This window comes from Henriciella marina DSM 19595, assembly GCF_000376805.1.
Classification (GTDB): domain Bacteria; phylum Pseudomonadota; class Alphaproteobacteria; order Caulobacterales; family Hyphomonadaceae; genus Henriciella; species Henriciella marina.
Window position 1 is genome coordinate 678,967 of record NZ_AQXT01000002.1, and the last position, 25,092, is coordinate 704,058.

At 59.8% G+C, this 25,092-nt stretch carries 26 protein-coding genes and 4 tRNA genes; 29 read left to right on the top strand and 1 reads right to left on the bottom strand.

The genetic code is table 11. The features are described 5' to 3' along the window. The first annotated feature begins 13 nt into the window (after positions 1–13). From rplM to argC, 3 genes are all read left to right on the top strand, one after another. Positions 14–478 carry a 50S ribosomal protein L13 gene (gene rplM / locus F550_RS0103450; RefSeq protein ID WP_018147137.1) on the top strand — a complete coding sequence of 155 codons (465 nt, stop codon included), beginning with the start codon at positions 14–16 and terminating at the stop codon, positions 476–478. A gap of 4 nt (positions 479–482) precedes the next feature. Continuing rightward, a complete protein-coding gene (rpsI, locus tag F550_RS0103455; RefSeq protein WP_018147138.1) occupies positions 483–971 on the top strand; it encodes a 30S ribosomal protein S9 in 489 nt (162 codons plus the stop codon). A gap of 88 nt (positions 972–1,059) precedes the next feature. Further along, the gene (gene argC / locus F550_RS0103460; protein WP_018147139.1) at positions 1,060–2,103 is read left to right on the top strand and encodes an N-acetyl-gamma-glutamyl-phosphate reductase; all 1,044 of its coding nucleotides are present in this window, start codon (positions 1,060–1,062) and stop codon (positions 2,101–2,103) included. On the opposite strand, the gene phaC is transcribed toward argC, so the two are convergent. Next, positions 2,061–4,118 carry a class I poly(R)-hydroxyalkanoic acid synthase gene (phaC, locus tag F550_RS16755; RefSeq protein ID WP_018147140.1) on the bottom strand — a complete coding sequence of 686 codons (2,058 nt, stop codon included), beginning with the start codon at positions 4,116–4,118 and terminating at the stop codon, positions 2,061–2,063. The two genes, argC and phaC, sit on opposite strands and share 43 nt — an antisense overlap. Before the next feature lie 75 nt (positions 4,119–4,193). On the opposite strand from phaC, the gene F550_RS0103470 reads away from it, so the two are divergent. The 26 genes from F550_RS0103470 to nuoK all read left to right on the top strand — a co-directional run bounded on the left by F550_RS0103470 (position 4,194) and on the right by nuoK (position 25,092). After that, a complete protein-coding gene (locus F550_RS0103470) occupies positions 4,194–4,625 on the top strand; it encodes a hypothetical protein (protein ID WP_018147141.1) in 432 nt (143 codons plus the stop codon). A 46-nt stretch (positions 4,626–4,671) separates the two neighbouring features. Next, complete coding sequence (locus F550_RS0103475; RefSeq protein WP_018147142.1) at positions 4,672–5,901, top strand: LL-diaminopimelate aminotransferase; 1,230 nt, start codon at positions 4,672–4,674, stop codon at positions 5,899–5,901. Then, a complete protein-coding gene (locus F550_RS0103480; RefSeq protein ID WP_018147143.1) occupies positions 5,898–7,184 on the top strand; it encodes a homoserine dehydrogenase in 1,287 nt (428 codons plus the stop codon). Before F550_RS0103475 ends, F550_RS0103480 begins: the two co-directional genes overlap by 4 nt. Positions 7,185–7,215: 31 nt before the next feature. Continuing rightward, entirely contained in the window at positions 7,216–8,172 is a 957-nt protein-coding gene (gene glpX, locus F550_RS0103485; RefSeq protein WP_018147144.1) for a class II fructose-bisphosphatase, read from the top strand. Between the two features lie 3 nt (positions 8,173–8,175). Continuing rightward, positions 8,176–9,969, top strand: coding sequence for a single-stranded-DNA-specific exonuclease RecJ (gene recJ / locus F550_RS0103490; RefSeq protein ID WP_018147145.1), 1,794 nt, complete (start codon positions 8,176–8,178; stop codon positions 9,967–9,969). Between the two features lie 135 nt (positions 9,970–10,104). After that, a tRNA-Glu gene (locus F550_RS0103495) sits at positions 10,105–10,179 on the top strand. 99 nt (positions 10,180–10,278) lie between these two features. After that, the gene (locus F550_RS0103500) at positions 10,279–10,797 is read left to right on the top strand and encodes a cold-shock protein (RefSeq protein WP_026180539.1); all 519 of its coding nucleotides are present in this window, start codon (positions 10,279–10,281) and stop codon (positions 10,795–10,797) included. A gap of 85 nt (positions 10,798–10,882) precedes the next feature. Beyond that, the gene (locus F550_RS0103505) at positions 10,883–11,371 is read left to right on the top strand and encodes a DUF192 domain-containing protein (RefSeq protein ID WP_018147147.1); all 489 of its coding nucleotides are present in this window, start codon (positions 10,883–10,885) and stop codon (positions 11,369–11,371) included. Then, complete coding sequence (locus F550_RS0103510) at positions 11,355–11,789, top strand: PaaI family thioesterase (RefSeq protein WP_156807810.1); 435 nt, start codon at positions 11,355–11,357, stop codon at positions 11,787–11,789. Before F550_RS0103505 ends, F550_RS0103510 begins: the two co-directional genes overlap by 17 nt. Before the next feature lie 44 nt (positions 11,790–11,833). Next, positions 11,834–11,910, top strand: a tRNA-Pro gene (locus F550_RS0103515). A gap of 20 nt (positions 11,911–11,930) precedes the next feature. Continuing rightward, positions 11,931–12,236: an ETC complex I subunit gene (locus F550_RS0103520; RefSeq protein WP_026180540.1), complete on the top strand. Its 306-nt coding sequence runs from the start codon at positions 11,931–11,933 to the stop codon at positions 12,234–12,236. A 13-nt stretch (positions 12,237–12,249) separates the two neighbouring features. Continuing rightward, a tRNA-Arg gene (locus tag F550_RS0103525) sits at positions 12,250–12,326 on the top strand. 45 nt (positions 12,327–12,371) lie between these two features. Beyond that, complete coding sequence (locus F550_RS0103530) at positions 12,372–13,613, top strand: pyridoxal phosphate-dependent decarboxylase family protein (RefSeq protein ID WP_026180541.1); 1,242 nt, start codon at positions 12,372–12,374, stop codon at positions 13,611–13,613. Positions 13,614–13,701: 88 nt separating this feature from the next. Beyond that, positions 13,702–13,776, top strand: a tRNA-Phe gene (locus F550_RS0103535). 1,114 nt (positions 13,777–14,890) lie between these two features. Then, complete coding sequence (locus tag F550_RS0103545) at positions 14,891–15,265, top strand: NADH-quinone oxidoreductase subunit A (RefSeq protein ID WP_018147150.1); 375 nt, start codon at positions 14,891–14,893, stop codon at positions 15,263–15,265. After that, positions 15,266–15,835 carry a NuoB/complex I 20 kDa subunit family protein gene (locus F550_RS0103550; RefSeq protein ID WP_018147151.1) on the top strand — a complete coding sequence of 190 codons (570 nt, stop codon included), beginning with the start codon at positions 15,266–15,268 and terminating at the stop codon, positions 15,833–15,835. A gap of 20 nt (positions 15,836–15,855) precedes the next feature. Continuing rightward, positions 15,856–16,473 carry an NADH-quinone oxidoreductase subunit C gene (locus F550_RS0103555; protein WP_018147152.1) on the top strand — a complete coding sequence of 206 codons (618 nt, stop codon included), beginning with the start codon at positions 15,856–15,858 and terminating at the stop codon, positions 16,471–16,473. Beyond that, complete coding sequence (locus tag F550_RS0103560; RefSeq protein WP_018147153.1) at positions 16,466–17,665, top strand: NADH-quinone oxidoreductase subunit D; 1,200 nt, start codon at positions 16,466–16,468, stop codon at positions 17,663–17,665. Before F550_RS0103555 ends, F550_RS0103560 begins: the two co-directional genes overlap by 8 nt. Then, positions 17,665–18,756, top strand: coding sequence for an NADH-quinone oxidoreductase subunit NuoE (gene nuoE, locus F550_RS0103565; RefSeq protein WP_018147154.1), 1,092 nt, complete (start codon positions 17,665–17,667; stop codon positions 18,754–18,756). Before F550_RS0103560 ends, nuoE begins: the two co-directional genes overlap by 1 nt. Next, positions 18,756–20,060, top strand: a complete 1,305-nt coding sequence (nuoF, locus tag F550_RS0103570; protein WP_018147155.1) for an NADH-quinone oxidoreductase subunit NuoF — start codon at positions 18,756–18,758, stop codon at positions 20,058–20,060. The genes nuoE and nuoF overlap by 1 nt, the downstream gene beginning before the upstream one ends. A gap of 16 nt (positions 20,061–20,076) precedes the next feature. After that, the gene (locus F550_RS0103575; protein WP_018147156.1) at positions 20,077–20,457 is read left to right on the top strand and encodes a hypothetical protein; all 381 of its coding nucleotides are present in this window, start codon (positions 20,077–20,079) and stop codon (positions 20,455–20,457) included. Between the two features lie 4 nt (positions 20,458–20,461). Then, positions 20,462–22,561 (top strand): NADH-quinone oxidoreductase subunit NuoG, encoded by a 2,100-nt coding sequence (nuoG, locus tag F550_RS0103580; protein ID WP_018147157.1) that lies wholly within the window; start codon positions 20,462–20,464, stop codon positions 22,559–22,561. A gap of 9 nt (positions 22,562–22,570) precedes the next feature. Then, complete coding sequence (gene nuoH, locus F550_RS0103585) at positions 22,571–23,647, top strand: NADH-quinone oxidoreductase subunit NuoH (protein ID WP_018147158.1); 1,077 nt, start codon at positions 22,571–22,573, stop codon at positions 23,645–23,647. Then, a complete protein-coding gene (nuoI, locus tag F550_RS0103590) occupies positions 23,644–24,129 on the top strand; it encodes an NADH-quinone oxidoreductase subunit NuoI (RefSeq protein WP_018147159.1) in 486 nt (161 codons plus the stop codon). The genes nuoH and nuoI overlap by 4 nt, the downstream gene beginning before the upstream one ends. 60 nt (positions 24,130–24,189) lie before the next feature. Continuing rightward, positions 24,190–24,780, top strand: coding sequence for an NADH-quinone oxidoreductase subunit J (locus F550_RS0103595; RefSeq protein WP_018147160.1), 591 nt, complete (start codon positions 24,190–24,192; stop codon positions 24,778–24,780). Between the two features lie 3 nt (positions 24,781–24,783). Next, positions 24,784–25,092, top strand: coding sequence for an NADH-quinone oxidoreductase subunit NuoK (gene nuoK / locus F550_RS0103600; protein WP_018147161.1), 309 nt, complete (start codon positions 24,784–24,786; stop codon positions 25,090–25,092).

Sequence of the window (25,092 nt, forward strand, 5' to 3'; positions counted from 1 at the left end):
CTCCCGAGGAGCAATGAAGACTTATAACGCACCTGCTGACGTGGAGAACAAATGGATCGTTATCGACGCAACAGATGTTGTGGTCGGTCGCCTCGCTTCATATGTCGCCAAACGCCTGCGCGGCAAGCACCGCGCTGATTTCACCCCACACATCGATACCGGCGATCACATCGTCGTTATCAATGCGGAAAAGGCCCGATTCACCGGCAACAAGCTGCGTGACAAGACCTATTACCGCCACACCGGATATCCTGGTGGCATCAAGAGCACGACCGCTGAGAAGATCCTTGGTGGCCGCTTTCCTGAGCGCGCCATCGAGCTTGCTGTAAAGCGGATGATGCCGGGCGAAAGCTCGCTGTCCCGCCAGCAATTCTCCAAGCTTCGCGTCTATGCCGGGTCTGAGCATCCGCATGAAGCGCAGAAGCCTGAAACCGTCGACTTCGCATCGATGAATACAAAGAATCTGAGAGACGACTGATCATATGTCCGATACCGCCAATTCTCTTGAAGACCTGAAGACCGTCACCACCGGCGGCGATGCTGCTACTGAAGAAGTGGTCGCCGTTCAGCCGAAGATCGACGAACTCGGCCGCGCCTACGGCACCGGTCGCCGCAAGTCGGCAACGGCCCGCGTCTGGATCAAGCCGGGCACCGGCAAGATCACTGTCAACGGCAAGGATCAGGAACAGTATTTTGCGCGCCCAGTGCTTCGCATGGTTCTTGAGCAGCCGCTCGTCGAAACCGACCGTCGCACTGAGTTCGACGTGATCTGTACTGTCAAAGGTTCTGGCCTCTCCGGTCAGGCTGGCGCCGTGCGCCACGGCATTGCTCGCGCTCTGGTCAACTATGAGCCAGGCCTTCGCGCCGTTCTGAAGCCGTTCGGCTACATGACGCGTGACCCGCGTACCGTTGAGCGGAAGAAGTATGGCCGTGCGAAAGCACGCCGTAGCTTCCAGTTCTCGAAGCGCTAGGTTCGCAACTAGAATCAATGATCGAAAAGGGCGCTTCGAAACCGGAGCGCCCTTTTTCTTTGTCCGTCTTCATGACAGAGAGGCCAGCATGACCAATCAACCTCTAAGAGCCGCCATTCTGGGCGCGTCGGGTTATACCGGCGCGGAAACCGTCCGGCTCCTGCGCAACCACCCGAATGTCGTGCCCGTGGCCGCCACCGGCAACGCGCTGGCCGGCAAGACACTTTCAGACATTTTCCCGCATCTTCGCGGCAAGTACGATCTCGATGTCATCAAGGCAGAAGATGTCGACTGGGATGGGGTCGATGTCGCGTTTGGCTGCCTGCCGCACGGCACCAGCCAGGATCTGATCGAAACGCTCCCGGAGCGCATCAAGGTCGTCGATCTCTCGTCGGATTACCGTTTCCGCGACGCCGGGCTCTACTCGGAGACCTATGGCCGCGAACATATCGCACCAGAGCGCACCGCGAATGCCATTTACGGCCTCAGCGAACATGCGGCAGAGCGTATGGCGGGCGCCGACCTGGTGGCATGCCCCGGCTGCTACCCAACAGCGGCCCTTATGGTTCTCCTGCCTCTGGTCGGCTCTGACGTCATCGATCTTGGGGCCATCATCATCGATGCGAAATCCGGCGCGTCAGGCGCGGGCAGGGGTCTCAAGGAAGGCAATCTCTTCTGCGAGGTTGGCGAAGGTGTACACGCCTATGGCGTCGGCACCCACCGGCACGCCCCGGAGATCGAGCAGGAGCTTCGCCTTGCTGCGGATGACCCATCGATTGAAGTGACGTTCACCCCGCATCTCATCCCGATGACGCGCGGCGAGCTTGTCACATGCCACCTGCGCGGCGACGTTGATCAGATACATGCGGCCCTCTCCAGGGCCTATGAAGGCCAGCCCTTCGTCAGTGTGCTGCCGCTCGGCTCGCCGCCGCCTGATACGCGTCATGTGCGCGGCACGAATGATTGCCGGATAGCGGTCTTCCCTGACCGCGCCAAAGGCCGCGTTATCGTGATCGCCGTGATCGATAATCTGGTGAAGGGCTCCAGCGGACAGGCTATCCAGAACCTCAACCTGATGATGGGTTGGGATCAGGCCTTGGGGCTGGACGCGCTCTTGCCGCTTTTCCCTTGAGCTGAAGGCTTCTTGGCCGGTTTTTTCGGGGCGCTTTTGGCCGCCGCTGAACTGGCTTTGGGCTTTGCGCTCGTGGACGGGGACCGTTTTGCCGCTGGTTTTGCTTTGGCGGCCGGTGCGGCCTTTTTGGGGGCCGGTTTTGGCTTTCGAGCCGGAGCAGCGCGCTTTGATGGCGTCGAATACTCAGCAGGTGGCTTTTTGCCCTCTGAGATGTCCGAAAGGCGCATTTTGACATAAGCGCCCGGCGCGTCGCCGAGGCCCTTATCCTTGAGCGCGACAGCCGGTTTTAGAGCGCCAGCCTTTGGCTCGAGCCATTCCCACCAGGTTGGCCACCACGAGCCCTTCGTTTCCTCAGAGCCTGACAGCCACGCTTCCGGTGTCTTGGCGAGCCCTTCATTGGTCCAGTGCTGGTACTTTTCAGCGCTCGGGTGATTGATGACGCCCGCAATATGACCGGATCCGGCAAGGATGAAGTTGACTTCGCCGCCATATTTCTTCGCGCCGCGATAGATGGAATGCCAGGGACAGATATGGTCTTCGCGGCTGGCCTGAATGGTGACGGGGATCGTGATGTCCCCCATCGAAACCGTATCGCCCAGCACCTTGAAATTGCCCTCGGCGAGTTGGTTCTGGCCGTAGAGGTTCTTCAGATAAGTCCGGTGCGTATTTCCGGGAATATTCGTCTGGTCAGCGTTCCAGAAGAGCAGGTCGAAGGGGCGCGGCTTCTTGCCGAGCATGTAATTGTCGACGACATACCGCCAGACAAGATCAACCGGGCGCAACCAGTTGAACGTCTGGCCCATCATCTCGCCGGGCATGATCCCGTTATTCTCGTCGATGATCTCATCAATGCTGTCGAGGGACTCAGGATCGGTGAAAACCATAAGGTCGCCGGCATCTGAAAAGTCAGACTGTGACGCAAAGAAGGTGGAGGACGCGATCCGCTCGTCGCCTGTCTTCGCCATATGGCCGAGCGCACCGGTCAGCAGCGATCCACCGATACAATAGCCGATCGTATTGGCTTTATCAGCGCCGGTAATGGCCAGCGCTTCATTCAGCGCGTCGAAGACGCCTTCCTCGATGTAATTGTCCCAGGTGTAATCCTTGGTCACCTCGTCTGCAGACCGCCAGGAAACCACAAAGACGCTGAGGCCGTTGTCCGTCAGCCACCTGATCAGCGAGTTCTCCTCGCGCAGATCCATGATGTAGTATTTGTTGATCCAGGGCGGAAAGATGAGCAGCGGGCGCTCATAAACTTTCTCGGTTGTCGGCTCGAACTGGAGCAGCTCGATCAGCTTGTTGCGGAAGACGACCTTGCCGGGCGCCGTCGCGATATTCTTGCCGATCTCGAAAGGCGACTCGTCAGACTGGCTGATCGAGAGTCGGCCATTGCCCTTGGCGATATCCGCGCGTGCATTGCGCAGCCCATCAACAAGGCTCTGTCCGCCGGTCTTGAGCATGGCACGGAGGGCTGCCGGGTTGGTCGCAAAGAAATTGGTCGGCGACAGGGCGTCTATGGTCTGGCGGGTATAGAATTGCGCCTTGCGCTTGTCTGACGGGGAGAGGTCTGGCGCCGCATCCAGCAGCGACATCATCCAGCTCGAGTTGAGCTCATAGGCCTTGCGCATGAACTCGAACGCAGGGTTCGACGACCATTCCGGATCGGAAAAGCGCTTGTCCTTGGCCTCACTTATCTGGCCGAGCGTGAAATCCTTCCAGAGATTGACCCAGCCGGTCCACAGATCGAGATTTGCGCTCAACAGGGCCTGCGGGTTGCTGGCCAGGGATTGGCCAACTTTTCCGTAGACTCCTGTAATGTTGAACGGATCGGTTTTGCCTGCCGTTTCACCGCCCGGATGACTGGTCGCCATGACTTCGCTGAGCAGGGCCTGCGATTCAGCCGCCGCCGCCGCAAGTGCCTGTCCGATCGCCTGTAATTGCTCAGGAGATTGATCGGCCAGGATCGCGTTCAGTGTGCGGTGTTCGGGATTGCTCATCTCGGTTGTGCTTTTCATCACCCTCTCTCGCCATCCTACACAAACCTCGTTAGGGAAGAAATGTTTCTGGAAGAATGAAGAGTACTGATTTTGATGCCCAAGGCCTGCTTGTTCGCTGTTATTGCCATATGCGTGGCCGGTTGCGCCTCAACAAGTGGCACAGCTGGTAATGAAGCGCCGCCCGAATGGTTCGAGCAGCGTCAGGCCGAGCTTGCGCGCGAAGGGTTCCCGGAGCTTGGCCGCGTTCCCACTGTTCCCGCAGCGACACCGGAAGAGACACCGGAAAATCTGGCAAACTCAAAGACCGCAAAGGCCGTCGCGATCCGGCGCAAGACCGCGCTGCGTCTTGCCATGCTCAAGGACCCGCGCGCCGACCCGGTGACCCTTACCCCGGAAGAGATCCTGGAATGGGGTAACGAGCTGAAAGCCAAGCTCTCCGGCAAGCCGGCTCCGGCCGATTTCCTGTCCGATCAGGAAGTCGCCTCGCTGCGCGCGAAATTTGACAGGCCGCGCGCCCGGCGTTGAGCCTAATCAATACCAAGTTCTCAATTTGTCCTGTGTGGAGTCGGTCATGGCCGGAGAGTTTTACAAGATCAGGCGTTTGCCGCCCTATGTGTTCGAGCAGGTCAATCGCCGCAAGGCGGCCCTTCGCGCGAACGGCGCAGACATCATCGATCTCGGCATGGGCAACCCGGACCTGCCGACCCCCAAGCATATTGTCGACAAGCTGTGCGAGACAGCCCGCAAACCGGACGTAAACGGCTATTCGGCCTCACGCGGAATCCCGGGCCTGCGCCGCTCGCTCGTCAACTATTACAAACGCCGTTTCGATGTGACGCTCGACAAGGACCGCGAGGTCATCGTGACGCTCGGCTCCAAGGAAGGTTTCGCCAATCTGGCGCAGGCGATCTCAGCGCCCGGTGATGTGATTCTCGCGCCCGACCCATCTTATCCGCTGCACTCGTTCGGGTTCATCATTGCCGGTGCGTCGATCCGCGGCGTGCCGGCGCACACGCCTGAACAGTACCTCTCCAATATCGATCACGCGATCCGCTACAGCGTGCCGCCACCAACGGCGATGGTGCTCTGCTATCCGTCCAACCCGACGGCCGCGGTCGCTGATCTCGATTTCTACAAGGAAGCGGTAAAAGTCGCGCGCAAGCACGACATGTGGATCCTGTCGGACCTTGCCTACAATGAGATCTATTTCGACGATCCGCCGCCCTCGATCCTTCAGGTCGATGGCGCGCGCGACCTGGCTGTCGAGACGACGACGTTGTCTAAAACCTATTCCATGGCGGGATGGCGGATTGGCTTTGCCGCTGGCAATGAGCGCCTCATTGGCGCGCTCGGCCGGGTAAAGTCCTATCTCGACTACGGCGCCTACACGCCGATCCAGGTCGCCGCTTGCGCCGCACTTGATGGCCCGCAGGACTGCGTTGCCGAGGCCCGCGAAATCTACCGCGCGCGCCGCGACATCCTCGTCGAAAGCTTCGGGCGCGCTGGCTGGGATGTGCCGAAGCCGACGGCTTCCATGTTCTGCTGGGCACCAATCCCTGCGCAGTGCAAGGGAATGAGCAGCCTCGAATTCTCGCTCGCCCTGATCAATGAGGCCGGCGTTGCCGTCTCTCCCGGCTCCGGCTTCGGAGAGCGCGGCGAAGGCTATGTCCGTATCGCGCTTGTCGAGAACGAGCAGCGGATCCGCCAGGCCGCCCGCAATATCAAGAGGTTTCTTCAATCTTGCGAAGCTGATAGCAGGGCCGCTGACAATGCGTTGGAAGAACGAGGAGCGGTCTCTTGAACACGGTAAAACTCGGTATAGCAGGCCTCGGCCATGTCGGTTGCGGCCTCGTAGATCTGGTCCAGCGCCAGGAGAATCTTCGTCTGCCTGGCAAGGTAGAGATTACCGGCGTCACCGCGCGCAATCGCGGCCGCAACCGCCCGGTCGACACTGATGCCTATCGCTGGTTCGATGATGCCGCGCGGCTTGCCGCTGACGATTCGGTTGATGTGTTTGTCGAGCTGATCGGCGGATCCGACGGCCCAGCCAAGGTCGCCGTCGAAACAGCGATCAAGGCTGGCAAATCGGTCGTCACCGCTAACAAGGCCCTGATCGCGATGCACGGTCAGGAGCTTGCAAAGCTTGCCCGTGACAATGGCGTCGATCTTCTTTTTGAAGCCGCCGTCGCTGGCGGCGTTCCGATCGTTCGGGTTCTTCGCGATTCGCTGGCCGGCGTTGAGATCAAGCGCGTCACCGGCATTCTCAACGGGACGTGCAATTTTCTGCTGAGCGAGATGCTCGATACGGGCAAATCGTATGAGACGGTCCTGGCTGAAGCCCAGAGGCTCGGTTATGCTGAAGCCGATCCGACGCTCGATGTGTCGGGAATGGATGCCGCCCACAAGGCAGCCATCCTCGCAGCGATTGCGTTCTCGGCCGATCTCGATTTCTCCAAAGTGGCGGTTTCAGGCGTCGAGGGAATAGAACTGCTCGACCTCGATCTGGCTGACCGTCTTGGCCTGCGCATCAAACTCATCGCCGAAGCCAAGGCGACGACGGATGGTGTTGTTTGCCGGGTTGAGCCATTTGCGCTGCCAAAGGCCCACCCTCTGGCGCGTATCAATGGCAGCCTGAACACAGTCCGCGTTGAAGGTGAGCCGCTCGGCGCTGTTACGCTGACGGGCCCGGGCGCCGGTCCAGGACCGACGGCAAGCGCCGTGATGGGCGACGTTGCGAAACTCTTCAATCCAATCGCTCGCCCCGCATTCGGCCATGCCGATCACCATGCCCGCCGCAAATTCGTTGTCGCAGAGCCTGAAGAGACATCTGCCTACTTCCTGCGCGTGAAGCTGATGGACAAGGCTGGTACGCTGGCTGAGCTGACCGAAGCGCTCGCTGAAGCAGATGTTTCTATCGACAAGCTGCTTCAGGATTCAGCCGGTGACGATGGTGCTGCGCCGATTGCGATCGTCACACATATCTGTTCGCGCCGCGAAATCGGACGTGCGCGAGAGCGCTTGCAGTCGCTTGAGTCCAATGTAGGAACACCGCAGATTATGGCAATTGAGGCTTCATCGGAGTAGGGGCAGCCCCTGGGCACCCGCGAGGAATATAATGACTGACAGCATTCTGGTCCCGCATCTGGCTGATGCAATGGTACGGGTCACTGAAGTGGCCGCAATCGCGGCGCAGAGGCTTGCTGGCTTTGGCGATGAAAAAGCCGCCGATCAGGCTGCCGTTGATGCGATGCGCAAAGCATTCAACACAGTCGAATTCAAGGGGCGGGTCGTCATTGGTGAGGGCGAGCGCGACGAGGCGCCCATGCTTTATGTCGGCGAAGAGGTCGGCACCGGCAGCGGCCCTGAAATCGACATCGCCCTCGATCCGCTCGAAGGCACCACGCTGACGGCAAAGTCCATGTCCAATGCCTTGGCGGTTCTCGCCATCTCGCCGCGCGGCGGGCTTCTGCATGCGCCCGACACCTATATGGACAAGATCGCGATCGGCCCCGGCTACGGGAAGGACGTGATCGATCTTGATGCCTCCCCTGCCGACAATATCAAATCGATGGCGAAAGCTGCCGGACGGCCCGTTGAATCGATAACGGTCTGCGTGCTCGATCGTCCGCGTCATGCCGACATCATCGAGAGCATTCGCAGCGTCGGCGCGCGGATCAGCCTTATTTCCGACGGCGATGTGGCCGGTGTGATCAACACGACCAATCTTGATACCGGCATCGATCTCTATATCGGCCAGGGCGGCGCGCCCGAAGGCGTGCTCGCCGCTGCAGCCCTCAAATGCGTTGGCGGCCAGATGCAGGGCCGGCTGTTCTTCCGCAACGAAGATGAGCGTTCACGCGCCAAACGGGTCGGCATTACTGAGCTCGACCGCAAATACGATCTTGATGAGCTCGCGAGCGGAGAGACGGTTTTCTGTGCAACGGGCGTCACCAAAGGCGGTCTCGTCGATGGGGTCATTGTCAGGCCGGGCGTGACCACGACCGACACGCTGGTGATGAGCTCTGCAGACGGCATGGTCCGCAAGATCCAGTCGCGCTATCGTACCGCTTAAGCGATGCCGGAGAGCGGCTTCCTCTTTAATGTCAGCCAATCGCTTGGCGACCGCTACTGGTCGCTAGCCGACGCCGACGACACATCCGTAAGGCAGCTCAGCCTGTCCCTTGGAACGCCGGACTTTATCTCTCGGCTCTTGTCCTTGCGCGGCATTGGCGCGGGCGCCGCTGAGGGTTTCCTGTCGCCAACGCTTCGCGAGACGTTTCCAGACCCGACGACTTTCAAGGACATGGAAAAAGCCGCCGGCCTGATTCTCGATGCCATCATCGACGGCAAGAACGTGACGGTCTTTGCTGACTATGACGTCGACGGGGGCACATCTTCGGCGCTCCTTGCCCGCTACTTCAGGGCATGGGAGCGCGAGCTGGGGCTCTACGTCCCTGATCGCCTGACCGAAGGCTATGGTCCGTCACCTGCCGCGTTCCGCTATTTGAAAGAGCAGGGCGCCGATCTCGTTATTACCGTGGACTGCGGCGCAGCGGCCACCGAAGCGCTGGAAGAATCGCGCACAATCGGCCTGCCGGTTATCGTCATCGACCACCACCTTATGGGCCATGAATGGCCGGAAGTTGCCGCGCTCGTAAATCCCAATCGGCCCGACGACGCCTCTGGCTACGGGCATCTCGCAGCGGCGGGAGTCGTCTATGTGATGCTGGCGGCCTTGAACGCCGAAGCGAGAAAACGCGGTATCGCACCTCCCACTGGCTTGCCGAATATCCTTGAATGGCTGGACCTTTGCGCGCTCGGCACGCTTTGCGACATGTCACCGCTGCACGATGCCAACCGCGCTTTCGTGCATCAGGGCCTCAAGATCATGGCGCGCGACGGCAATCCGGGGCTGAGAGCGCTCGCCGATGTGGCTGGCATAGGCAAGATCGAAAGCGTTTATCACGCGACCTTCGTACTTGGACCGCGGCTCAATGCCGGCGGCCGCGTTGGCGACCCATGGCTTGCGGCCAAATTGCTGGCGACCGACGACCGGCAGGAAGCGATCGAACTGGCCGAACGGCTGCATGGCCTCAATGATGAGCGCAAGGCCGTCGAAGCGCACATTCTGGAAATCGCAACAGCCCAGGCCGAACGCCAGCTGGAGCGGGACCCGGACAGTCATGTGCTGGTTGTCTCCGGCGAAGGCTGGCATCCGGGCGTCATCGGTATCGTGGCCGGGCGGATCAAGGACAGGTTCCACCGCCCAACCATTGTCATTGGCTGGGGCGATGACCTTGGCCCTGTGGCCAAGGGCTCGGCGCGGTCGGTTCGCGGGGTGAATATTGGCGATGCGATCGGTCATGCCGCCAAGAGCGGGCATATTCTCTCTGGCGGAGGCCACGCGATGGCGGGCGGTCTCAGCCTCCGCCCCGAACAGATCGAGCCCTTCTCTGCCTGGCTGAATACACATCTCAGCGAGTTCGCGACCGAGCGCGATGCCGCGCGGGAGCTTCGCGTCGACGCGCTTCTCGATGCCGGGGCGATTACGCCGGAGACCTTCGATCAGATTGCGCGTCTCGGCCCCTTCGGCCAGGGCGCGCCAGAGCCATATTTTGCGCTGACCGACATGCACGTCACGCATACGAGGCCCATAGGCGCCAATCATCTGCGGCTCACGGCCGAAAGCTCAAGCGGGCGGGTCGAGGCACTTAGCTGGCGTAGCGTTGGCACCCCGCTCGGCGATGCCTTGCAGGGCAGGGGCCGCTTTCATCTGGTCGGGCGCCTGAAATGCGATGTCTGGAACGGGCGCCGGCGCGCCCAGTTCGAGCTCATAGACGCAGCGCCTGTCGATACCGGGCGGACCTGAGTTGAAATTGGGTCTGCGGCTTTCAGGGCCAAAAAATACGTGTCGGCTCACCGAACTGCAAAAAACTGTCTTGTCATCACAGACGCGCTTGCATGCGAAGCGGCAGGCAGCTATATCGCGCGTTCCAAACAGAGCGCTCCCTTCGTCTATCGGTTAGGACGCCAGGTTTTCAACCTGGAAAGAGGGGTTCGATTCCCCTAGGGAGTGCCAGTTTTTTCACAATTTCCCGTAAAACACGATTTCTTGTCCCTCACGGGGATGACATTGTGATTCGGCTTTTCTACTATCTCCTCAGGGACTGGTGGGTAGATGAGCGCATTGAGATCTGGACTTGATAAAGCCGAACCGTCGCCTTCTGTGAGGGTGATCGGGGCTATCAAGTGGTTCGACCCGGCCAAGGGCTACGGTTTCATCATACCGGACTCCGTCACCTCCACCGAGCTTAGCGGCGACATCATGATCCACATCTCGGCGCTTCGCGCTTATGGCGAAGTGGATGCGGATGAGGGTGCCCGCATCGTCTGTGATGCGGTTGAGTGCGAACGCGGCTGGCAGGTTGAAAACATTATCGAGATGGATCGCCCGCGAGAAGTGATCGCAAAGGAAAAGGGCGACGCGCCTGAGCCTGAGGGTGTGGTCGTCAAATGGTTCAGCGCCGAACGCGGCTTCGGATTTGTAAATCGGCTCAGCAGTGAAGAAGATGTATTCGTTCATATTTCTGTCCTGCGGCGCAGCGGTGTGAGTGTCATTGAACCCGGCCAGATGCTCACCGCGACGATCTCCAACGGCACGCGCGGCGAATATGTCAGCGCAGTGATCGGCGACTAGGTCGGGCCTGATACAGGCCCCGAAACAGGTCTCGGTACAGGCAAGACATGTTGTGTGCGTGAGGGGGCCACGCTAAACCCCTCTCATGAGAACACTTCTTGCCATTGCGGCGCTGAGCATCAGCACATCCCTGCTGCCCCCGCCCCCTGCCGATGCGCAGATTGAAGCGCCGTCTGACGCGCTTGAGACCTCCAGCCTGTCAATCGAATCGTCGAATGGCATGCACGGTTTCGACATAGAGATCGCAGACGAGCCGGATGAGATTTCCTACGGCCTGATGAACCGCGAACAGCTTGGCGATGATGCCGGCATGCTGTTTGATTTCGGCAATCGGCGTGAGCCCGCAATGTATATGCGAAACACGCTTATCCCTCTGGATATGCTGTTTATTTCCGAAGCAGGCTCCATCATCATGATCGCCCGCAACACCGTGCCGGGGTCGCTGCGTACAATCTCGCCGGGTATTCCGGTTAAAGGCGTGCTGGAGATCAATGCAGGGCGCGCCGCAGAGCTCGGCATTCAGCCTGGCGATACGGTCCGTCATCCGATCTTTGGAAATGATGCCGCAGAATAGCGAGGTCCAGCGCGCCCCGCCCGAAGGGTTCGACATCTCTTCGTCTCGCGGTCCGTTCACGACCCGCAACGGGCCTGTCTGCCGCGCCACTGCGAAGGGTGACCTTCGCAGCGGGATCTGGGTGCTTGAGCGCCACTGCAACAGTATGGGCTTCATGCATGGCGGCATGGTGAGCTCTTTTGCTGACGGGGCGCTGGCCTGGGCCGTCTGGTACGAGACCCGCAAGATGTCGGTAACGCTGAAACTGACAACGAGCTTCTATGGCACCATCCGGCCGGGCGACTGGCTGGAGGCCCATCCGCGCGTCATTTCGGCCGATGCTGGCGTCGTTCATGTCAGCGCCGACCTCAAGGTAGACCAGGGTTTGGCAGCGCGTGCGGACGCGACTTTTCGCGTACTGCGTCGAACAGTGAAATAGGGCTTGCAGGCGCAGGCCTGTCTGCATAAAAGGGCCTCCGATGTCGGAGCGTGGCGCAGCCTGGTAGCGCATCTGGTTTGGGACCAGAGGGTCGGAGGTTCGAATCCTCTCGCTCCGACCATCGATTTTCTGGAGGCGACCATGGACGCGCGGATCTATAAGCCCAGCAAGACTGCCATGCAGTCTGGACGAGGCAAGACGCGCGAATGGGTCCTCGAGTTTCGGTCTGAAAATGCAAGGTTTGCTGATCCTCTCATGGGCTGGACCAGCATCAATGACACCACTGGTCAGGTCCGTATGCATTTCGAAACGCGCGAACAGGCGATCGATTTTGCCAAGCGCGAGAAACTCACCTTCACAGTTGATGAGTCGCGTGAGCCTAAGCGTCTGGTGAAATCCTACGCGCAGAATTTCTCACCGGACCGCAAACAGCCCTGGACCCACTAGTCCCGCGCTCTCTGGCCCCTTAGCTCAACTGGATAGAGCACCGGACTTCTAATCCGACGGTTACAGGTTCAAGTCCTGTAGGGGTCGCCATTGCTGCGCGCGCCAATTATGCTGACCTTTCTTCGGGAGGCAGACATGCAATTACCAAAAACCGGACGAAACTGGGCTGAGCTGAAGTCTGAGATGACAGAGCGCGGAGCGGGCGATGCCAAGTGGCGGGACGGCAAGACGGCCGTCTATGTCTTCAATGCGGGCCCCGAAGTCGAGCAGGTCCAGAAGGAAGCGTATACCGCTTTCATGTCCGAAAACGGGCTTGGCCCAGCTGCTTTTCCGTCGCTGGCGCAGATGGAGAAGGAAGTTGTCTCCATGGCGCTCGGCCTTCTGCATGGTCCGGAAGGCGCAACCGGCGCCATGACGTCCGGCGGCACCGATTCGATCACGATGGCGATCAAGACGGCGCGGGACTTTGCGCGCTCGAAAGGGCAGGCGGGGCCGGCCAATATCGTCCTGCCGCAGTCTGCCCATCTTGCCTTTGACAAGGCTGCGCACCTCATGGACGTGGAGGTCCGGCGCGTACCACTGAAGACCGGTGGCAGCTTCGAGGCTGATCCATCTGCCATGGCGGCCACGCTGGATGAGAATACGATCATGATGGTCGGCTCCGCTCCGAATTTTCCACATGGTATTATAGATCCGATCGAGGCTCTGTCGGATGTTGCGGTCGCCAGAGATGTCTGGCTGCATGTCGACGCCTGCGTTGGCGGCTTTCTGGCGCCGTTTGCGCGCATGAATGGCGTGCCGGTTCCGGCTTTCGATTTCGAGCTGCCGGGCGTCCGCTCGATGAGCGCTGATCTTCACAAATATGGCTATGCCGCCAAGGGTGCCTCGACGGTGCTTTTCCGGTCCGAAGAGCTTTACGCCTATATGCCGTTCGATCTGGCCGGATGGTCCGGCGCGCCGATGAAGACGCCGACCCTCGCTGGCACCCGGCCGGGCGGGGCGATCTCTGCGGCCTGGGCGGTGATGAACCATCTCGGTGTCGAGGGGTATCGCCGGCTTCAGGGCAAAGTCTGCGCGGCGCGCGAGCAGGTCGAGGCAGGTGTGCGCGAGCGTGGGTTTGAAGTTCTGGGGACGCCGGTCCTCGGGCTTATCGCTTTCCGTCACCCGGACCTTCATCCGTTTGCGATCTATGCCGAGCTTTACAAGCGCGGCTGGTTTACCTCTGTGACCAAGGAGCCCCGTAGCCTCCATCTCATGCTGTCGCCCAAACATGCCGACATGATCGACGATTATTTGCGCGATCTCGATGCGGCTTGCGAGGCCGTGCGGGCCGCTAATGGCGCGCAGGCCGAGACTGTGCAGCCGCGCTATAGCTGAGGTCGGTCCACGCCTGCTGCAAAAAGATGAAACAGGGGATTGGACAACGGTCTGAACGGGCGTTATGACGCCGTTTCCCCAATGACCCGCCCGGGTAGCTCAGGGGTAGAGCAGCGGATTGAAAATCCGCGTGTCGGTGGTTCAAATCCGCCCCCGGGCACCATTTTATCCTAGCTCCGTATCGTCGCTTCGCGCCTCACATGAGCTGTGCTCAGGGCTGTTGTCTTTTGAGTTTGATCCCCGCTCCACTTCGTTTCGCGATGGATCGGGCTCAGGGCTGTTGTCTTTCCTTCGGGCGTTCGGTTCGGGGCTTCATCCTTCGACAGGCTCAGGATGAGGTTTTGGGTGTGGTGAGGTTGCTTGAGGAGTAGGCGTAGCTCTGTGCTTCTTATTCAGGTCTTTCTTACCGTGGTGTTTTTGCGGGCCTCATCCTGAGCTTGTCGAAGGATGAAGCAGCACGGGCGGCCTCAGGCCCGGTGGGCTGCGGCTGTGGTTTGTCTGAAGCGCCATGGATACCTGCTTTCGCAGGTATCTGCGGCAGGAGTGGGTGTGGGTTTCAGGGTGGTTTTTGGGGTAGGGCGATTTGCTGATAGAGGCCTGGCAGCGTTGAGTTTGCTGATTGGATGGCAAGTCGGATCAGGTCGGTGAGACCGGATTTATCAGATGCCACTGCGCGCAGCTGCCCAACCACATTGCCGGGAGTAAGCTTTAGCCAAGGTGCGCGCGGGGCGAATTGGGTCCAGTCGGTCTGGCTTGGTTCATCCCCGAAAGCCTGCAGCGTGATATAGACGCGGCCTTTCTTGCAGACTGCAAAGCCGATGAGGCCTGAGCTGTACTCGGCGCGGCGGGCGTCTAGTTAGCGGTCGAGCCAGTAAAGCTCCCACAGGAAGATGGGCCAGTACCTGAGGTCCAGCATGCCGAGGGTTTCGAAGATCCAGTCACGGGCGATCATGGCAGAGAGCCTAGACGGGAGATAACAGGGGGCGGAAACTTTGGGTCAGTGAGCGTGCACTGAGGGTGTTCCGGCGGTGTCTGGGCGGTGTCAGGATTGGCGCGTTGACGGAATTGGCGCGTTGACGGACGGATTTCGGCACCTGCAAATCCGTCGCATTTTCAGCTGGCAGCCGGTTGCAGCCAGCGCGTCGCCTCGCCGCATGCGAGGGGGCAGAAATTTCCGCCAGCCACGTTAGTTATGATGGGGATGGCATGTTGCCATCGCGCTGAAAGCGTCCTAACCCGACGCTTTCGACGCACCGTCCTTCGAGGAGCGCTCCTGAATGACCGAGATTGAAAGTTTTGCCCTCGACTATCTGCCAGTGATCCTGTTCCTGGGTCTTGGCGTGATCCTGTCGTTGCTCTTTATCATTGGCGCCGCAGTGCTGGCGCCGTCCAATCCGGACCCCGAAAAGAACTCCGCCTATGAGAGCGGGTTCAAGGCGTTTGGCGATGCGCGCATGAAATTCGATGTCCGTTTCTATCTCGTCGCCATTCTCTTTATCATCTTCGACCTGGAAGTGGCTTTCCTCTTCCCCTGGGCTGTCAGCCTTGGCGCTATCGGCGTCTTCGGTTTCTGGTCCATGGTCGTGTTCCTCGGCGTGTTGACGATAGGTTTCATATACGAATGGCGCCGTGGGGCGCTGGAGTGGGAATAAATGGCAGACGATTACAAGCCATATGCACTCGGAGCTGGCCGCGCCGGTGTCGAAGGCGGGCATGATGTCCGTCCTGACGATCCGTTTTTTGCCGGTCTCTCCGATCACCTCGCAGACAAAGGCTATTTTACCGCCCGCGCCGATGACCTGATTGCCTGGGCCCGGACCGGCTCGCTCATGTGGATGACCTTTGGTCTGGCATGCTGCGCGGTCGAGATGATGCAGGCCGGCAATCCGCGCTATGACCTTGAGCGGTTCGGCATGGCACCGCGCGGCTCGCCGCGTCAGTCCGACGTGATGATCGTTGCCGGTACGCTGACCAACAAGATGGCGCCGGCCCTTCGCAAGGTCTACGACCAGATGCCAGAGCCGCGTTACGTCGTGTCCATGGGTTCATGTGCCAATGGCGGCGGCTATTATCACTATTCATATTCCGTGGTGCGCGGGTGTGACCGGATCGTTCCTGTCGACATCTATGTGCCCGGCTGCCCGCCGACCGCCGAAGCGCTCGTCTATGGTATGCTGCAACTTCAGAAGAAGATCCGCCGCGAAGGCTCGATTGAGCGCTAGGCGGGAAGGATTGACCGGTCATGAGTGAAGCCCTGAAAGAGCTTGGCGAACATGTCAGCGACTCGTGCGCCGACATGGTGAAAAGCTTCCATGTTCATCATGGAGAGCTGACGCTGATTGCCGAGCGCGATTCCATCGTGCGGCTGTCGAAATTCCTCAAGGATGACAATCAGTGTGTCTTCGAGACGCTGATCGACATTTGCGGGGTCGACTATCCAGAGCGCAGCCAGCGCTTCGAGGTGGTCTATCACTATCTGTCGATGCGCCTGAACCAGCGCATCCGCGTCAAGATATCGACCGATGAGAACGCGGTCGTGCCGAGCCTTACCGGCCTGCACCCGAGCGCCGACTGGTTCGAGCGAGAAGCCTTCGACATGTACGGGATCCGCTTTGCGGGCCATCCGGACATGCGCCGCCTGCTGACTGATTATGGCTTTGAGGGCTATCCGCTCCGCAAGGATTTCCCGCTGACAGGCTATACCGAAGTTCGTTATGACGACCTTGAAAAGCGCGTTGTCAGCGAGCCGGTGAGCCTCGTTCAGGAATACCGCAACTTTGATTTTCTCTCGCCGTGGGAAGGCATGACGACAGAATTGCCGGGCGACGAGAAAGCAGAAAAGGAGGCTGACAATGGCTGATGGCACACCTCCTGAGGACGACCGCACGTTCACGCTGAACTTTGGGCCGCAGCACCCGGCCGCGCACGGCGTGCTGCGCATGATCATGGATCTCGATGGTGAGGTCGTTGACCGTATCGACAGCCATATCGGCCTGCTGCATCGCGGCACCGAGAAGCTGCTCGAATACAAGACCTACCTTCAGGGCCTGCCTTATTTCGATCGGCTCGACTATGTCGCGCCGATGAACCAGGAACATGCCTGGTGCCTGGCGATCGAGCGTCTGCTCGGTCTCGAAGTGCCGCGGCGGGCGAAGTTCATTCGCGTTCTCTATTCAGAGATGGGCCGGCTGCTGAGCCACCTCCTGAATATTGGCACCCAGATCATGGATGTCGGCGCGCTGACACCGATTACATGGGCCTTTGAAGAGCGGGAAAAGTTGATGGGGTTCTATGAGCGGGCCTCGGGCTCGCGCATGCACTCTGCCTATTTCCGGCCTGGCGGCGTCCATCAGGATCTGCCTCAGGACCTGATCGATGACATCATGTTCTTCTGTGAGCAGTTCCCGGCGGCGCTCGCTCAGATCGAAGACCTCGTCACGGAGAACCGCATCTTCAAACAGCGCAATGTCGACATCGGCGTTGTCGATGAAAAGATGATCATGGAGTGGGGCTTTTCCGGCGTCATGGTGCGCGGCTCCGGCCTCGCCTGGGATCTTCGCCGCTCGCAGCCTTACGAGATCTATGACGAGATTCCGGGCGACGTCTTCAAGGTCGTCGTTGGCAATAATGGTGATAATTACGACCGCTATGTCTGCCGGATGGAAGAGATGCTGGTGTCAAATGACATCATGAAATGGTGCATCGAGAATATGCCCGAGGGCGAGGTTCTGCTGGCCGGGTCGAAAGTCTCGCCGCCGCGCCGGGGCGACATGAAGCGCTCAATGGAAGCGCTGATCCATCACTTCAAGCTCTACACCGAGGGTTTCCACGTGCCCGAAGGCGAAGTCTATGCCTGCGTCGAGGCGCCGAAGGGTGAGTTTGGTGTCTATCTGGTTGCCGACGGATCGAACCGTCCGTACCGCGCCAAGATCCGCGCGCCCGGCTTTCCGCACCTCGCGGCCATGGACCATCTGTGCAAGGGCCACATGCTGGCAGACGTGTCTGCCATTCTGGGTTCGCTCGATATCGTGTTTGGGGAGATCGACCGCTAATGGCTCTACGCCGTTTTGATATTGAGGCTGGAGGCGAAACGTTCGCTTTCAACGCCGAAACGGAGCCGACGATTGCGTTCTGGATGGGTAAGTATCCAGAGGACAAGAAGCGCTCGGCTGTCATTCCGCTGCTCTGGCTGGCGCAGAAGGACAATGGCGGCTGGCTGTCCGAGCCAGCCATGCGGACGGTCGCTGACCGTCTGGAGATGCCGTATATCCGCGTCTATGAGGTCGCGACCTTCTATACGATGTTCCGGCTTCAGCCTGTCGGCAAGAACCACGTCCAGCTTTGCGGCACGACGCCGTGCATGCTGCGCGGGGCGAATGATCTCAAAAAGGTCTGCGAGAAGCGGATCGGCAAGAAGATGGCCGTCACCGATGATGGGCGTCTGTCGTGGGAAGAGGTCGAGTGTCTCGGCGCCTGCGTGAATGCGCCGATGGTGCAGATCAATGACTATTATTACGAAGACCTGACGCCAGAGTCGCTGGACGAGATCCTCTCGCGGCTGGCAGGCGGAGTCGCGGTGCCACCTGGTAATTTCGTCGACCGGCTGAACAGTGCGCCTGTCGGCGGGGCGACGACGCTGAAGGAAAAAGACCTTTATGACGGCTCGCGCAATGGTGCGGGCGGTCTGCCGAACCTTCCGGAGGCGACGGATGGCGACGAGCCTGAGGCCGAAGCCAAGGGGGAACCTCCGCGCTACAAGCCAACGAATACCGACCGCGAAGAGCCATCCAAGAAGGCTGTCGAGGCGGCTGATGATGAGATCAAGCCTGAAGGGGCGACGTCTTCGGAACCCAAGCGCGACGCGGCGCCGAAGGCTGATGATGGCGCGGAGCTTGAAGGCCAGCGCCCGGAAGCGGCTGATGTCGAGGCCGAGGCGTCCGATGATCTGAAGAAAATCAAGGGCGTAGGGCCGAAAATTGAGAAACAGCTCAATGGGCTCGGCGTGCACACTTTCAGCCAGATCGCTGCATGGACGCGCGACAATGTAAAATGGGTCGACGGGTATCTGTCGTTCCGTGGCCGTATCGACAGGGAAGCCTGGATCGAGCAGGCCAAGACACTTGCATCTGAGGACAAAAGCTAATGCTGCAGGACAAGGATCGCATCTTTACCAATCTCTATGGCGCGCACTCGCCTGGTCTTGAAGAGGCCAGGAAGCGCGGTGCCTGGCATCTGACGCGTGAGATGCTCCAACAGACACCGGAATGGATCTGCGACCAGATCAAGGCGTCGGGCCTGCGTGGGCGCGGCGGGGCTGGCTTTCCTACGGGGCTCAAGTGGACCTTCATGCCCAAGGAAGTGCGGGAGCGCCCGCATTATCTGGTCGTCAACGCCGACGAGTCCGAGCCCGGCACGTGCAAGGACCGCGAGATCATGCGGCATGACCCGCACCTTCTGATCGAAGGCTGCATGATCGCCTCCTATGCGATGCGCGCGCATGCCTGCTACGTCTATCTGCGCGGCGAATATATTGCCGAGCGCGAGGCGCTGGAGAAAGCCGTCAAGGAAGCCTATGAGGCTGGCCTCATCGGCAAGAACAACAAGAATGGCTGGGATTTCGATCTCTATGTCCATCATGGCGCAGGGGCCTATATCTGCGGCGAGGAAACCGCGCTGCTCGAAAGCCTCGAGGGCAAGAAGGGCCAGCCGCGCCTGAAGCCGCCATTCCCGGCCAATGCCGGTCTCTATGGCTGCCCGACGACCGTGAACAATGTCGAATCGATTGCCGTTGCGCCGACCATTCTGCGCCGCGGTGCCGAATGGTTTGCAGGCTTTGGCCGCCCGAATAATACCGGTACCAAGCTATTCTGCATCTCTGGCCATGTGAACAAGCCGTGCAATGTCGAGGAAGAGATGTCGATCACCTTCCGTGATCTCATCGAAACCCATTGCGGCGGTATTCGTGGCGGCTGGGAGAACCTCAAGGCCGTGATTCCTGGTGGCTCATCGGTGCCGATGGTGCCGGCCGAGCAGATCATGGATGCCTATATGGACTTCGACACGCTGCGGGACCTGCGCTCAGGGCTCGGGACGGCGGCTGTCATCGTGATGGACAAGTCGACTGACCTCATTCAGGCGATCGCGCGCATCTCATACTTCTACAAGCATGAGAGCTGCGGCCAGTGTACGCCGTGCCGCGAAGGCACTGGCTGGATGTGGCGTGTGCTGGAACGGATGGCAAAGGGTCAGGCGGAGGTGTCGGATATCGACATGCTGCTGGACGTGGCTGGTCAGGTCGAAGGTCATACGATCTGCGCACTGGGCGATGCTGCGGCGTGGCCGGTCCAGGGTCTCATCCGTCACTTCCGCCACGAGATCGAAGACCGTATCTCCGAGTACCGGGCGCCGCGCACTGTCGTGCAGGGCGCAACCGTGGCCGCGGAGTAGGGGGCAGCACCGACAGATGACCATGCTCCGCAACATCCTCACCACCATCTGGTGCGCCGTGATCATCGGGACGAATGTGTTCGCCCTGCTCGTGGTCGCGCAGACCTATGGCGGGGATATGCTGATGCTTGGTGCGCTGACTTTCCCGGTCGCGCAGATGATCGCAATGGTCGCGCTGGGTGTCGTCTCACTGGTCTCCACCAAGTATCTGTGGGCGATCCTTGCGGTTGCGGTCATCTCGCTCCTCATCAGCTTTGGTCACGAGATATTCGTGCAGCGGGTCTGGCGCCCGTCTGCGATGATGGGAAGCCTGATCGTGATCGTCCCGACCTATTTGCTTGCGCGCTGGAATTCGCTGTCGCGCGAGCCGAAATTCAATCCCGTACAAGAGTTCTAAAGCGATGGCTGACGACCTTTTCAAACTGAACATCGATGGCAAGGATATCGAGGTGCCCAAGCACTACACGCTGATGCAGGCGTGTGAGGAAGCTGGCGCTGAAATCCCGCGCTTCTGCTATCACGAGCGCCTGTCGGTTGCCGGTAACTGCCGTATGTGCCTGGTCCAGTGGAAAGGCGCGCCAAAGCCTATTGCGAGCTGCGCCCAGACCGTTGGCGATATGCGGTTGAACCCGGATGGCACGGCGCCGACCATCCTGACCTCTGGCGATTATGTCGAGAAGGCTCGCAATGGCGTCATGGAATTCCTGCTGATCAACCACCCGCTGGATTGCCCGATCTGCGACCAGGGCGGTGAGTGCGACCTGCAGGACCAGGCCATGGCCTATGGCCGGTCGGGCTCTCGCTATGCGCTGAACAAGCGCGCGGTCGAAGACAAGTATATGGGGCCGCTGGTCAAGACGCACATGACCCGCTGCATCCAGTGCACGCGTTGTGTGCGGTTCGCCGCAGAGGTTGCCGGTGTCGAAGAGCTGGGCATGATTTCGCGCGGCGAAGACGCTGAAATCACGACATACCTCGAAGAATCGCTCTCGTCGGAGCTCTCCGGCAATGTCATCGATCTTTGCCCGGTCGGCGCGCTGACATCCAAGCCATACGCCTACAATGCGCGGCCATGGGAGCTGCGCAAATCGGAATCGATTGACATCATGGACGCCATGGGCGCCGCGATCCGTGTGGATGCGAAGGGCGCAGGCGTGATGCGGATCATGCCAGTGGTCAATGAAGAGGTGAATGAAGAGTGGCTGTCAGACAAGTCGCGCTTCATCTGGGACGGGCTCGCCCGCCAGCGCCTCGACAAGCCTTATGTGCGCGAGAACGGCAAGCTGCGTCCCGCGAGCTGGCCGGAAGCGCTGCAGAAGACAGCGGATGCGCTGAAAGCCTCCAAGGAAAAGACAGGTTTTATTGCCGGTGACCTTGTTGAGGTCGAACAGGCCCGCGCCGCGCTCGATCTGGCACGTAGCCTTGAGGTTTCATCAACTGACTGCCGCCCTGAAGGCGCAAGCTATGGCGCTGATGGCGTGCGAGAAAAGTACATCCTGAACCCGACATTCATGGGCGTCGAGGAAGCCGACGTGCTGCTTCTGATCGGGACCAATCCGCGCGTTGAAGCGGCCGTCTGGAACGCGCGCATCCGCAAGGCCTGGCTCTGGAATAACCTCCAGGTTGGCGTTGTCGGCGAGCCTGTCGATCTGACCTATGACTATGAGCATCTCGGCACTGGCCCAGGCGACCTCGAGGGGCTGCTGGACGGTGACAGTGACTTTGTGAAGGCCTTCAAGGACGCCAAGCGGCCAATGGTTATCGTCGGCGAGCAGGCGCTTGTCGGTGAGCATGGCGAGGATGTCCTGAAGGCGGCGCATCAGATTGCGCTCGATGCTGGCGGTATCAGCGAAGACTGGAGCGGCTTCGGCGTTCTTCACAATGCCGCGGGCCGTGTCGGCGCGCTCGATACGGGATTCTTGCCGGGTGAGAATGGCCTTGATACCAAGGCGATGCTCGAAGGCGGCGTCGATACACTTGTCCTGCTCGGTGCAGATGAGCTTGATCTCAGCCGTCTTGGCGACACGACGGTGATCTATGTCGGCTCCCACGGGGATCGCGGCGCAGCGCGCGCGGACATTATCCTGCCGAGCGCAGCCTATACCGAAATGGAAGCGACCTATGTGAACACTGAGGGCCGCGTGCAGATGACCCGTAAGGCTGTCCAACCGAAGGGTGAGGCGCGTGAGGCCTGGGCGATCTTCCGGGCGCTTTCGGAAGTGCTGGGCGCGGCGCTGCCATATGATTCGGCCGGTCAGCTCCGCGAGCAGCTGCGTGAGCATAATCCAATATTCGCAGGTCTTGGCTTCGCGCCGGGCGAGGCGGCGCATGAGGCGCTGTCCAAGGCTCCCGAAAAGCCAAAAAGCCTTGCAGGCGCGCGTCCTTTTGAAGCGCCTTTCGAGGATTTCTATCTGTCCAACCCGATCGCTCGGGCATCAAAGACGATGGCGGAGTGCTCGCTCATGAAGCGTGGCCTTGAAACGCCGGTAGCAGCGGAGTAGGCGAGCGCCATGAGTGCATTCATCCAGGAACATGGACTGCTGTTTGGCTGGCTGACCGTCATCGGTCAGATCCTGCTGTTTACGGTCGTCCTGTTGCTCTGTCTGGCTTTCCTCCTGCTCATGGATCGCAAGGTCTGGGCCTCCGTGATGATGCGCAAGGGACCCAACGTCGTTGGTCCGTTTGGCCTGCTTCAGAGTTTTGCCGACTTTGGCAAATTCCTGCTGAAGGAAATCATTATCCCGGCAGGGGCCAACAAGACGGTTTTCCTGCTGGCGCCGATCATGTCGCTAACGCTGGCTTTTGCCGCCTGGGCGGTGATTCCTGTGGCACCAGGCTGGGTGGTTGCTGACCTAAATGTCGGGATCCTTTACCTCTTCGCCGTCTCATCGCTTGGTGTCTACGGCATCATCATGGGCGGCTGGGCCTCCAACTCGAAATACCCGTTTCTCGGGTCCCTGCGGTCGGCTGCGCAGATGGTGTCTTATGAGGTCTCGATCGGCTTCATCATCATCACGGTTATCCTGCTCGTCGGCTCGATGAATCTGAGCGCCATCGCGGACAACCAGTCCGGCGGTTTCTGGACCTGGCACGTGTTCAGCTTCAACAACATCATACTCTTCCCGGTCATGGTCGTTGTGTTCGTGATGTTCTTTATCTCGGCGCTGGCTGAGACGAATCGGCCGCCTTTCGACCTGCCGGAAGCAGAATCAGAGCTCGTTGCCGGGTATCAGGTGGAGTATTCCTCCACGCCGTACCTGCTGTTCATGATCGGTGAGTACCTCAACATCGTTCTGATGTGCGCGATGATGGTGCTGCTCTTCCTTGGCGGCTGGCATGGGCTGATCCCGTTCGGTGAAGATTTCGTCTCGAGTTTCCCGGTCTGGATGGTCAATCTTGGCCACCTTGCCTGGTTCATGGCAAAAGTCGTTTTCTGCTTCTTCCTGTTCGCGCTCGTGAAAGCCGTCGTCCCACGCTATCGTTATGACCAGCTGATGCGCCTAGGCTGGAAAATCTTTCTTCCGACGTCGCTCGGCGCTGTCTTCGTCGTCGCCGCCTACGTCGTTTACACAGGAGTACAGACATGAACATCGTTCAGTCCCTCCGCGGCGCCATGATGACCGACTTCCTGCATGCCTTCAGAATTGGCATCCGGGAAATGTTCCGGCGCAAGGCGACCGTGAACTATCCGTTCGAGAAGAACCCGCTGAGCCCGCGTTTCCGCGGGGAGCATGCGCTGCGCCGTTATCCAAATGGCGAAGAGCGCTGCATCGCGTGCAAACTGTGCGAAGCGATCTGCCCGGCGCAGGCCATTACGATCGATGCCGAACCGCGCGAAGATGGTTCACGCCGCACGACCCGTTATGACATCGACATGGTGAAATGCATCTATTGCGGTTTCTGTCAGGAAGCCTGTCCGGTAGACGCCATTGTCGAAGGTCCAAACTTCGAATTCGCGACCGAAACGCGCGAAGAACTTTACTATGACAAGGACAGACTGCTTGCGAATGGCGACCGTTGGGAACGCCTGATCGCCCGCAATCTTGAACTCGACGCGCCGTACCGTTAGGGCGGGCGCCTTCACTTTTCTGCAGTGGCATTTGCCGCTGGTAATCTTGGGGCTGAACCGGTGGAACTCATCGCCTTCTACATACTGGCAGCGATCGTGACCTTTTCGGCGGTCGCGGTGATCGCGGCCAAGAACCCGGTTCATTCGGTGCTCTGGCTGATCACGGCGTTCTTTACCTCAGCTGGTCTGCTCGTCCTGATCGGGGCGGAGTTCCTGGCGATGCTTCTGGTGGTGGTCTATGTCGGTGCCGTCGCTGTGCTCTTCCTCTTCGTGGTGATGATGCTCGACGTGGATTTCGTCGAGATGAAGCAGGGCTTTCTCAGCTATCTGCCTTTCGGCGCGCTGGTCGGAATTGCCTTCATCGCAGAGATTGCGCTCGCGACCTTTGCGCGTGGCAGCGACACCGGCACGCTTAACCCAAGCCCGGGCGCAGACACCAATGCCGAAGCGATCGGGCAGGTGATGTACACCGAGTATCTGCTCCTCTTTCAACTGTCCGGCATCATCCTTCTTGTCGCCATGATCGGCGCCATTGTGCTGACGCTGCGCCACAAGCCGCACGTCAAACGCCAGAATATCGCCAAGCAGACTGCGCGGACCCGCAAGGACGCGATCCGGCGCATCGATGTCGAGTCAGGCAAGGGACTTTAGGTCATGGATATTACCATCAACCACTTCCTGGCCGTTTCGGCTGTGCTGTTTACCGTTGGCGTCGTCGGCATCTTCGTGAACCGCAAGAATATCATCGTCATCCTGATGGCGATCGAGCTCATCCTGCTGTCGGTCAACATCAACCTGGTCGCCTTCTCGGTGTTCTCAGGCACGATTGCCGGGCAGATATTCGCCATGCTTGTCCTCACCGTTGCGGCCGCTGAAGCGGCCGTGGGGCTCGCCATCCTTGTTGTTTACTTCCGCAATCGGGGCGACATCGCCGTCGAGAGCGTCGACCTGATGAAGGGATAG

Excerpts from the sequence above, each read along its gene's own strand:
- rplM (WP_018147137.1), top strand. The coding sequence starts at position 14 with ATGAAGACTTATAACGCACCTGCTGACGTGGAGAACAAATGGATCGTT.
- rpsI (WP_018147138.1), top strand. The coding sequence starts at position 483 with ATGTCCGATACCGCCAATTCTCTTGAAGACCTGAAGACCGTCACCACC.
- argC (WP_018147139.1), top strand. The coding sequence starts at position 1,060 with ATGACCAATCAACCTCTAAGAGCCGCCATTCTGGGCGCGTCGGGTTAT.
- phaC (WP_018147140.1), bottom strand. The coding sequence starts at position 4,118 with ATGAAAAGCACAACCGAGATGAGCAATCCCGAACACCGCACACTGAAC.
- F550_RS0103470 (WP_018147141.1), top strand. The coding sequence starts at position 4,194 with ATGCCCAAGGCCTGCTTGTTCGCTGTTATTGCCATATGCGTGGCCGGT.
- F550_RS0103475 (WP_018147142.1), top strand. The coding sequence starts at position 4,672 with ATGGCCGGAGAGTTTTACAAGATCAGGCGTTTGCCGCCCTATGTGTTC.
- glpX (WP_018147144.1), top strand. The coding sequence starts at position 7,216 with ATGACTGACAGCATTCTGGTCCCGCATCTGGCTGATGCAATGGTACGG.
- recJ (WP_018147145.1), top strand. The coding sequence starts at position 8,176 with ATGCCGGAGAGCGGCTTCCTCTTTAATGTCAGCCAATCGCTTGGCGAC.
- F550_RS0103500 (WP_026180539.1), top strand. The coding sequence starts at position 10,279 with ATGAGCGCATTGAGATCTGGACTTGATAAAGCCGAACCGTCGCCTTCT.
- F550_RS0103505 (WP_018147147.1), top strand. The coding sequence starts at position 10,883 with ATGAGAACACTTCTTGCCATTGCGGCGCTGAGCATCAGCACATCCCTG.
- F550_RS0103510 (WP_156807810.1), top strand. The coding sequence starts at position 11,355 with ATGATGCCGCAGAATAGCGAGGTCCAGCGCGCCCCGCCCGAAGGGTTC.
- F550_RS0103520 (WP_026180540.1), top strand. The coding sequence starts at position 11,931 with ATGGACGCGCGGATCTATAAGCCCAGCAAGACTGCCATGCAGTCTGGA.
- F550_RS0103530 (WP_026180541.1), top strand. The coding sequence starts at position 12,372 with ATGCAATTACCAAAAACCGGACGAAACTGGGCTGAGCTGAAGTCTGAG.
- F550_RS0103545 (WP_018147150.1), top strand. The coding sequence starts at position 14,891 with ATGACCGAGATTGAAAGTTTTGCCCTCGACTATCTGCCAGTGATCCTG.
- F550_RS0103550 (WP_018147151.1), top strand. The coding sequence starts at position 15,266 with ATGGCAGACGATTACAAGCCATATGCACTCGGAGCTGGCCGCGCCGGT.
- F550_RS0103555 (WP_018147152.1), top strand. The coding sequence starts at position 15,856 with ATGAGTGAAGCCCTGAAAGAGCTTGGCGAACATGTCAGCGACTCGTGC.
- F550_RS0103560 (WP_018147153.1), top strand. The coding sequence starts at position 16,466 with ATGGCTGATGGCACACCTCCTGAGGACGACCGCACGTTCACGCTGAAC.
- nuoE (WP_018147154.1), top strand. The coding sequence starts at position 17,665 with ATGGCTCTACGCCGTTTTGATATTGAGGCTGGAGGCGAAACGTTCGCT.
- nuoF (WP_018147155.1), top strand. The coding sequence starts at position 18,756 with ATGCTGCAGGACAAGGATCGCATCTTTACCAATCTCTATGGCGCGCAC.
- F550_RS0103575 (WP_018147156.1), top strand. The coding sequence starts at position 20,077 with ATGACCATGCTCCGCAACATCCTCACCACCATCTGGTGCGCCGTGATC.
- nuoG (WP_018147157.1), top strand. The coding sequence starts at position 20,462 with ATGGCTGACGACCTTTTCAAACTGAACATCGATGGCAAGGATATCGAG.
- nuoH (WP_018147158.1), top strand. The coding sequence starts at position 22,571 with ATGAGTGCATTCATCCAGGAACATGGACTGCTGTTTGGCTGGCTGACC.
- nuoI (WP_018147159.1), top strand. The coding sequence starts at position 23,644 with ATGAACATCGTTCAGTCCCTCCGCGGCGCCATGATGACCGACTTCCTG.
- nuoK (WP_018147161.1), top strand. The coding sequence starts at position 24,784 with ATGGATATTACCATCAACCACTTCCTGGCCGTTTCGGCTGTGCTGTTT.